The sequence below is a fragment of the Streptomyces sp. UH6 genome, from assembly GCF_013421635.1.
GTDB classification, from domain to species: Bacteria; Actinomycetota; Actinomycetes; order Streptomycetales; family Streptomycetaceae; genus Streptomyces; species Streptomyces abyssomicinicus.
On the sequence record NZ_JACADT010000678.1, the window covers coordinates 1 to 3,167 of the forward strand.

The following is a 3,167-nucleotide window of genomic DNA, read 5'->3' on the forward strand; positions in this document are numbered from 1 at the left end:
CCGAGGGCGACGGCCACGGCGGCCGACTCGGCGCCGATGAGACCGGCGCCGACCACGGCGACGCGGGCCCCGGGGACCAGCCTCGGCCGCAGCCGCTCGGCGTCCTCCCAGACGCGCAGCACGTGCACCGCCGGGTCGTCGCCCAGCGTGCGGGGCACGCCGCCGGTGGCGAGGACGATCCGGTCGCCGGTGACCTCGGAGCCGTCGGCGAGGGCCACCCGGCCCGCGTCGGGATCGAGCGAGGCGACCCGGGCGTCCGTCCGGAACTCGACCCGCTCGTACCACTCGTCGGGCCGCAGCCGGATGTCCTTCAGGCCGCTCCTGCCGAGCAGGACGTCCTTGGACAGCGGCGGACGGTCGTAGGGCAGGTGGTCCTCGGCGGAGAGGATCACGATGTCGCCGGTGTGCCCGCCGGAGCGCAGCGCGTCGGCGAGGGAGACGGCGGCGAGGCCGCCGCCGACGATCAGGACGCGGTCCACCGTGCTCATGCGGCCGGCTCCTGCCCCGGGAACAGGTAGAGCGCGCCGTCGCGTTCCTCCACCTTGTGGCGGCGGGCCGCGAGGGTGGCCGGCATGCACTGCGGCTCGCCCGTCCTCAGGCAGAACCGCGCGCTGTGCAGCGGGCATTCGACCTCGCCGTCCTCGATCCACCCGTCGGCCAGCGAGGCCGAGCCGTGGGAGCAGGTGTCGTCGAGGGCGTAGTAGGCGCCGTCGCTGTGGAAGACGGCGATGTCGTCGTCGTGGCCGGTGGTGTCCCGGTCGACGACCAGGGCCTCGCCGTCCTCGATCCCGTCGGCGTCGGCGACCTTGATGCCGGTCTCGGTGGTGGTCATGGCCGCTCCTGCGTGCTGCGCTGCTCGGTGCGCGGCTTCTCGTGCCACGCGGGGGTGTTCATCAGGTCGCGCCAGCGGGTGTAGAAGCCGCGGGCGGCGCCGTCGGAGTAGAGACGGCCGGTGGTGCCGGGGTGGACACCGTCCTCGGTCTCCATGCCGAGCCCCATCTGGTAGTTGAGGGTCAGACCGCCGGAGACGAAGCCGTGCGCGGTGGCCTGGACCTCGGACCAGTTCTCGCCGTCGTCCTGCTCGAAGATGCCGGTGGGCCCGAAGGTGCGCAGGTTGTACAGCCGTTGCGCGTTCTTCACCTCGTCGGGCATCGATTTGTCGACGAGTGTCCAGGCCCAGACCTCCATCCGGCCCGGGCCCTTGGGGTGCCAGACCCGGATCGAGCCGTTGACCGGGAGGTAGGAGAAGTTCGGGAAGACGGTGGCGTGGCCCGTGGTCATCGGGCCCTCCACGCGCTCCTTGCCGAGCCGCTCCCGCAGCTGGTCGTAGTCGTAGTGCCGGTGCACGATCCGGTCGTCGAAACGGGACTTGGGGTGCGTCGGGAAGCCGGCGCCGTGCCCGTTCGCGTCGGTGTACTGGCGGCCCGGGGTCTGCACGATCTCCTGCTTGGGGCCCTTGCCGGTGGGCGACATGACCATCAGGGCGGAGGCGTGCGAGATGTTGACGTGGTACCAGTCGGAGGCGAACTGCTCGGCGGCGAGCTTCCAGTTGCCCTCCAGGACCCACTTGTGGACGCCGCCGACGACCTCGGTGCCCTCCGGGTCCCGGTCGAGCATGGCGTCCATGTACCAGGTCATCCGCCCGAGCGCCTCGGCCAGCGGGGGTGCCTCGGGGTTCCAGGTGGCGAAGAGCAGGCCCTTGTAGGAGTCCAGTTGGGCTACCTCGGCGAGGCCCCAGTCGCGGGACGCGAAGTCGGACGGGTAGTCGTCGCCGTTGGGGACGTTGACCAGGTTGCCCGAGGTGTCGTACGCCCAGCCGTGGTAGCTGCAGGTGAACGCCTTGGCGGAGCCGGCGTCGGCGCGGCAGACCCGCATGCCGCGGTGGCGGCACACGTTGAGGAAGGCGCGGATCCTGCGGTCCTTGCCCATGGTCACCAGGACCGGGTCCTCACCCATGTACGTGGTGAAGAAGTCGCCCGGCTTCCTGAACTGGCTCTCGTGTGCGAGGAAGAGCCAGCTCGGGGCGAAGACGCGGCGCAGTTCCTGCCGGTAGAGGCCGTCGTCGGAGAAGATCTCCCGGTCGAGCAGGCCGCGTTCGAGGTCGAAGTACTCGCTGACGTCGGCCGAGGGCGCGGGGTCGCGGGGGAGCAGGCTCACGCGTTCCTCCCTTCCTGCTTCTCGGTGCGGTGGTGGCCCCAGAGGCTGGTGCCGGCGGCGCGCACGGCGGGCCACGGGTCGGAGACGGTGATGGCGCCCGTCCCGAACTCGACCTCGAAACCGGAGGGGGTGCGGGCGTAGTACGACACCATCCGGTCGTTGGAGTGACGGCCCAGGGTCAGGGCGACGCAGTCCTTGGCGCGGGCGGCCTCGTAGGAGCGGCCGACGGTGTCCAGGTCCTCGACCTCGAGCATGAAGTGGAACAGCTCGCCGGGGTCGATGTCCTTGCGCAGCGGGCGCTCCGGGTCGATCACCAGACCGGCGAAGGCGAGGGAGTGGTGGCGCGGGTTGCAGTGCAGGAAGGCGATCCGCTTGCGGCCCAGGTCGCAGAAGTCGCTGGGCCTGAAGCCCATCAGCCCGGTGTAGAAGGCGTAGGTCTTCTCGTAGTCGTCGACGTTGAAGACGATGTGGCCCAGGCCCTGCTCGCCGGTGACGAAGCGGACGCCGGTGGGCGAGACGAAGTGGGTGACCTCCAGCCTGGCGCCGTGGAACAGCTCCACCCGGACGCCGTCGGGGTCCTCGAAGTGGATCAGGTCGACGACGTCGCGCTCGGCGAGCAGCTCGGCCGTGGCCTCCTCGAAGGCGACGCCGGCCGCCTTCAGCTCCGCACGGGCCTCGGCGAGCTCGGCGGGGCCGGGAACCTCCCAGCCCGCGTAGCCGAACTCCTCGTCGTCGGCCCGGTGCAGGGCGATGCGCCAGGCGCGGTCGTCGCCCCGCAGCCGGATGCCGTCGGCGGTGTCCGTGACACCCATCCCGAGGACGTCCTCGGCGAAGGCACGCCATTCCTCGACCTTCGCCGTGCGCAGTCCGAAGTAACCGAGTCCGCTCAGTCGCATGGCGGATCCCTTCTGCTGAGAGGTTGTACGGGCCCGGGGCGTCCGCCTCCCCGTCGGCACGCCGCGGGCCGGGACCACGGGAGCGGTCCGGGGCACGGCGGGTCCCGTCCGCCG

General features: G+C 71.5%; 4 protein-coding genes. All 4 read right to left on the reverse strand.

Features of this window, described 5'->3' with window-relative positions; genetic code table 11:
• The coding region (locus HW445_RS24125) for an FAD-dependent oxidoreductase (RefSeq protein WP_180223050.1) at positions 1-488 on the reverse strand (488 nt) is incomplete at its 3' end.
• Complete coding sequence (locus HW445_RS24130; RefSeq protein WP_180223051.1) at positions 485-832, reverse strand: non-heme iron oxygenase ferredoxin subunit; 348 nt, start codon at positions 830-832, stop codon at positions 485-487. The genes HW445_RS24125 and HW445_RS24130, both read right to left, overlap by 4 nt.
• Complete coding sequence (locus HW445_RS24135; RefSeq protein WP_180223052.1) at positions 829-2,157, reverse strand: aromatic ring-hydroxylating dioxygenase subunit alpha; 1,329 nt, start codon at positions 2,155-2,157, stop codon at positions 829-831. The genes HW445_RS24130 and HW445_RS24135 overlap by 4 nt, the downstream gene beginning before the upstream one ends.
• Positions 2,154-3,053, reverse strand: a complete 900-nt coding sequence (locus tag HW445_RS24140) for a VOC family protein (protein WP_180223053.1) — start codon at positions 3,051-3,053, stop codon at positions 2,154-2,156. Before HW445_RS24140 ends, HW445_RS24135 begins: the two co-directional genes overlap by 4 nt.
• Between the last annotated feature and the right edge of the window lie 114 nt (positions 3,054-3,167).